Below are 4,769 nucleotides of genomic sequence, written 5' to 3' on the forward strand. Positions count from 1 at the left end.
ATCTGGCCTTTTTTCAATAACTTTGTTCAAGTCCTCAATGGCCTGGTCGTATTCCCTGCGAAAATAATGCATAACCCCCCGGTTGTAGTATGCATCTATAAATTCGGGGTCCTTCTCGATGGCCAGGGTGTACAGGTTTATTGCCTCCTCAATGTTGCCGGCATGGACAAAGCTGTACGCCCTGTCAGAATAATCCCTGGCGCTCGTTCCGTTATGTTTTTGGTCTGAACAGGCCGGGCTAAAAAGAACAAGAACCGCGATAACCGATACACAACAAAAACTTTTTGTGAACATCTTCCGCCCCTTGTGCCATAAAATAAATCCCTGCCTATTATACCTTGAGGGATAGAAATTACAACACAATAATGTCCCGGTTTGTCCCATATATACCCGCGGGCAAGCCCGCGGTACCAAGGTTACCGGAGGTTTCCCCTTATCATTGACGCGAAGATGCCTCCTGTGCAAAGAAAACCGAAAACGGTAAATACTGTGGTTATGCTTTTCATGAGCATCGGGTAGTGCTGGGGTACAATCTCTACGGCACCGATGTAAAGCGCGAATGCCATCATTGCTATTCCCATGCTGAACACCTGCCCAAGGAGTCTCATCGTGCCAAGCATTGACGATGCAACGCCGAAGAACCTGTTTTCCACTGAACTCATAATCGCGTTCGTGTTTGGAGACGAAAAAAGCGCATACCCAAAGCCCAGAAGGGCGAGCGCGGATATAATGAACCATGTGTCGGTACCTGCTTCAAGGAAGGTCAGGAGAAAGAGGCCGGCAGCGGTGAGAGACATGCCCGTTGAGGCAACAACCCGCGGCTCTATTCTGTCAGACATCCTTCCTGCCATAGGCGAAAAAATCGCCTGAACCAGGGGCTGTGAAATGAGAACGGCCCCTGCATTCTGCGGGCTTAAACCTTTGATTTGCTGGAGATAGAGGCTTAAAAGAAAGCTTACCGCAAATGTGGCGCTGTAGTGTATAAGCGCCGCAATATTGGAGAAGGTGAAGACCTTGTTTGTTTTGAAAAGGGTTATGTCAAGGATCGGCTTTCCGGTTTTTAACTCCCAGGCAACAAAAATACAGATGCCGGCGATGCCGGCGGCAATCAAAAACGTGCCCGCCGTCCCCGGCAGTATGGAAAAACCATACATGAGGGCAACGAGCATCGCACAATAAATAAAAGAACCGACAAAATCGAAGGGCTCGCCTTTTGATCCCGCCCTCTCCGTGCGCAGCTTCCATAGAGAAAAAACTATTATAACCATACCGAGGGGAACGTTGAATAAAAAGATGCTTCTCCATCCTGCATGCTGTGTCAGTACGCCGCCCAAAAAGGGTCCGCATGAAAGCCCCAGGTAGACTGCTGCTACATTAATACCAAGCGCCCTGCCCCTCTCACCCGGGGGAAATGCTGAACTGAGAATGGCTATTCCCGTACCGAACAGCATTGCGCTGCCAACGCCCTGGAGAATTCTGAAAAAGATCAGTAACCCCGCAGACCACGCTATCCCCAGCAAGAAAGAGGATGCCGTAAAAACAGCCGTACCCCAGATAAAGATCTTTTTCCTCCCATAAATGTCCGCGACCCTGCCGAAAGGCACAAGAAGCGCTGCGGCCGTCAGTATATATACCGTTGCGACCCAGCTTAAGGTTATGGCATCCATGAGAAACTCCCCGGCGATTGTCGGAAGGGCAACGTTCACGGTTGACAGCGCCATGGGGGTAAGAAAAGAAGACATCGTCGTTACGACTAAAACTGTTTTTTTGTGTGTTCTTTCGCCTGACATCTCTGTCATTCCGGCCTCTTCTCGTTTTATTGCTCTGTATAATGAAGACGTCGTCGTCTTCCCTGCGGAAGACAGGGCGCTGCCCGGGAAAAGCAGTTCCTGGTTCTTGTCGGACTACTTCATCGCCGACCTGTAGCCCATCACGGTATAGTAGACGATCTTATCAAAAAAATATACGAGTCGCTCGCCAAGCTCAAACATACGGTATATGTCGACAGCCTTTTCCCACACCCCGAAGGAATATGTGAACATCCATATATGTTTCTTAAGAAGACTCAGAGAGCTTACGAGTTCCTCCATGGGTATGCCTTCCTGTTCCCGCTGATAACCGAGGGTATAATAAAAATTCTTGAATTCGCTTTCTGCCTTCACTCCCTTCAACCACTGCTCAAACTGTCCGAGGATGAACATTGCCCTGGAAAGAAGATCCTCTCTGTCAAGCTGCCGGTATGACCTTGTGGAGGGGTTGGTAGAGATATCGTTGAGCCAGAGATCCACTATCTTTCCCGAGTTCTCCTGCACGGCAACCGTTAATTCATCCGAAAGAAGGGTTTCCGGATACATGATCTTGTTCTGGATGGTCCCCTCAACAAAGACTTCTAGTGAGTCGTGCATGCTCCAGAGATCTTTTTTCAGCTCAATGAACTTCTGCATCGCCTTTTCCTGAGAATCGAATGCGAGCTTGGGAAGGTTCATTACGGGAAAATATCCATACCCGATCGCGTCGTCCCCTGCCCTTTCCTGGCCTCCGAGCTTCTCTGCCTCAAAGGAGACTATGAGAAGATCCCCGTAAAAGGAATTTTTGTGGGAACTCACGTCGATAAGCTGAACAATGCTTCCGTCAATGCCGGTTTCCTCTTTTAGCTCTCTTAGGGCAGCCGCTTCGATGCTCTCGCCTACCTCCGCAAAACCTATCGGGCAGCACCACATGTCTTTGAATGGTTCCCGCTCCCTCTTTACGAGCAATACTTCCCGGTCTCTGTTTGTAAGGATCACAGAGGCCACCGGAAGTGGGTTTTCATAATATATTTCATTGCAGTCTTTGCAGACCTGGCGATCCTTCCCTTCAAGGGTGTCCACATCGAGCGGCCTTCCACAAAAATTGCAGTAGGATCTTCTCTTCATTTTCTTACAACGAATATTCTGTCGTTCTTATTAAAACACAGTTCGCCCAATTCCCGTAGTTCCGCGAGCATCTTTCTCTTTACCAGTTCCGGGTCGGCATCTACTGCTATAAACTCTCTTTTAAAGTCTATGTATTGTGCAAGGTCGTTACTATCGCTCCTGCCGAAAACAAGGGTGTTCGTGTAATCAACAAAGCTGGCGCCGGGGAAATGCTCTCTCAGCAGCGCCTCTCCATTCTCCGCCGAAAACCTCTGGATCACCCTTTTTAATCCGCTGAAATCGAAATATTTTTCACCTTCAGCAAGCATTGACTCGCTGTGAGTTATAACAAGAAACCGTCCCCCGTCGTTCAGCAGTCTTTTGACTTCCCCTATCATTTCGGGGAAAAAATACAGGGAGTATGCTGCCACAACAAGGTCGAAGCGCCCCGAAGGCATTTCGATGGTTGCCGGGAGGTGCGCCTTCAGAAAAACGGCTTCTTTTGCTATCTTCTCTACGGTCCCAAGAAACCCATTCCGGTTTTCACCGAGACAATCAACGCCGCAGATAAAATCGAAGCTGCCTTCGAGGGCCTCTTCAAACCATCCGTAGCCGCATCCCAGATCGAGGAAGGCATGAACCTGCTGCCAGTTGATAAGTTCTCTTGCCATGCCCCGTATCTCCTCTTTATTGCTGGAGTGATCCTCGATTATATTGCTGATTCTCCTGTGCAGATCGAGGTTGGAATAGCCTTTTATAATCTTCTCCATGAAACATTTATAGCCCAAAGGTCTCTTTTTGTAAACGAAAATGGGCGGTGAAAGTGCTATAATAATCACAGAAGAGGTTATTGCTGTGCCCATCTACGAATACCAATGCAACGCCTGTAAAAAGGTCTCCTCTTTTCTGCTTTTGAGGGTCACAGAGGAGGTCGAGCCTTATTGTAAGCGTTGCGGAAATAAATACGTCACAAGGATCCTGTCCGGGATATCTGTCCTTAAGGGCGAAGAAAAACGAATTGAACGCCTTCTTGACCCTTCAGGGTTTTCCGGCCTTGACGGGGGCGATCCGGGGAGCATTGAAAAGATCGTGAAAAGATTGGGCGGGGAACTGGGGGGCGAGATCGGTGAGGACTTCGGAGATTACGTTAACGAAGGATATTCTTAAGCGACCCCTTTCCCTCCCTTAGCACTTCTATGGCATCGTCCAGCAGTCTGATCACCGTAGACGGGCGACTCATCACGATTCCCCCGTCAATCACGATATCAACGGTGTCTTTAAAGTTTTTCTCAATCTGTCTCGGGTCGGTGAGGACCTCTTCGCCCGAGATCCTTACGCTTGTGTTTATAATGGGCCTCTCGATCAATTCGGCAAGGGCTATGGGGACGGGGTGGTCGGGGATCCTGATGCCAACCTCTTTCTTGTCGGTCATAAGGAGTTTCGGCATAATCTTTCTTGCCTTCAGCACAAAGGTGTAGGGTCCCGGCAGACACACCTTCAACAATTCAAAGGCGGGGTCGCTCATTACGGCATAGTTGCTGATATCCTTGAAATCCCTGCATATAACACTTAATCCCCTTTTGTTGTCAAGTCTCTTGCTCAGATAGAGCTTCCTGATCGCCTTGATATTAAAGAGGTCACACCCCATTCCGTAAACAGTGTCTGTTGGGTATGCAATAATCCCGCCACCGCTCAGCACTTCTTTTATCATCCCCGTTATCTTCTTCCTTGGTCTCGCCGGATCCCATTCAACGATCATCTCTTCCTCCCCGCATATCGTGCTATGATTCTCCTCTTGCCCGCACGGTTGGTTATCGTCTCCTCATAGAAGAGCGGCTCCATTTCCGGAAAATATCCGATGAGCTCTCCGTCGTC

Annotated in this window: 6 protein-coding genes; 1 reads left to right on the forward strand and 5 read right to left on the reverse strand. The window is 49.0% G+C overall.

Going from position 1 to position 4,769, the window contains the following annotated elements:
• The 4 genes from PHU49_14745 to PHU49_14760 form a co-directional block, all read right to left on the reverse strand.
• Positions 1-294: tetratricopeptide repeat protein (locus tag PHU49_14745; protein MDD5245264.1), on the reverse strand; the 294-nt coding region annotated here is incomplete at its 3' end.
• Between the two features lie 122 nt (positions 295-416).
• Positions 417-1,799 carry an MFS transporter gene (locus tag PHU49_14750; GenBank protein MDD5245265.1) on the reverse strand — a complete coding sequence of 461 codons (1,383 nt, stop codon included), beginning with the start codon at positions 1,797-1,799 and terminating at the stop codon, positions 417-419.
• Positions 1,800-1,904: 105 nt separating this feature from the next.
• Complete coding sequence (locus PHU49_14755; GenBank protein MDD5245266.1) at positions 1,905-2,915, reverse strand: NUDIX hydrolase; 1,011 nt, start codon at positions 2,913-2,915, stop codon at positions 1,905-1,907.
• A complete protein-coding gene (locus tag PHU49_14760; GenBank protein MDD5245267.1) occupies positions 2,912-3,664 on the reverse strand; it encodes a methyltransferase domain-containing protein in 753 nt (250 codons plus the stop codon). The genes PHU49_14755 and PHU49_14760 overlap by 4 nt, the downstream gene beginning before the upstream one ends.
• A gap of 85 nt (positions 3,665-3,749) precedes the next feature.
• On the opposite strand from PHU49_14760, the gene PHU49_14765 reads away from it, so the two are divergent.
• On the forward strand, positions 3,750-4,061 hold the full coding sequence (locus PHU49_14765; GenBank protein ID MDD5245268.1) for a zinc ribbon domain-containing protein: 312 nt from the start codon (positions 3,750-3,752) through the stop codon (positions 4,059-4,061).
• On the opposite strand, the gene PHU49_14770 is transcribed toward PHU49_14765, so the two are convergent.
• Positions 4,042-4,653: an L-threonylcarbamoyladenylate synthase gene (locus PHU49_14770; GenBank protein ID MDD5245269.1), complete on the reverse strand. Its 612-nt coding sequence runs from the start codon at positions 4,651-4,653 to the stop codon at positions 4,042-4,044. The two genes, PHU49_14765 and PHU49_14770, sit on opposite strands and share 20 nt — an antisense overlap.
• Positions 4,654-4,769 lie beyond the last annotated feature (116 nt).

This window comes from Syntrophorhabdaceae bacterium, assembly GCA_028713955.1.
In the GTDB taxonomy this organism is placed as follows: Bacteria; Desulfobacterota; Syntrophorhabdia; order Syntrophorhabdales; family Syntrophorhabdaceae; genus UBA5609.

What these genes read in the sequence shown, in the direction of transcription:
- PHU49_14750 (MDD5245265.1), bottom strand. Translation starts at nt 1,799, where the DNA reads ATGACAGAGATGTCAGGCGAAAGAACACACAAAAAAACAGTTTTAGTC.
- PHU49_14770 (MDD5245269.1), bottom strand. Translation starts at nt 4,653, where the DNA reads ATGATCGTTGAATGGGATCCGGCGAGACCAAGGAAGAAGATAACGGGG.
- PHU49_14760 (MDD5245267.1), bottom strand. Translation starts at nt 3,664, where the DNA reads ATGGAGAAGATTATAAAAGGCTATTCCAACCTCGATCTGCACAGGAGA.
- PHU49_14755 (MDD5245266.1), bottom strand. Translation starts at nt 2,915, where the DNA reads ATGAAGAGAAGATCCTACTGCAATTTTTGTGGAAGGCCGCTCGATGTG.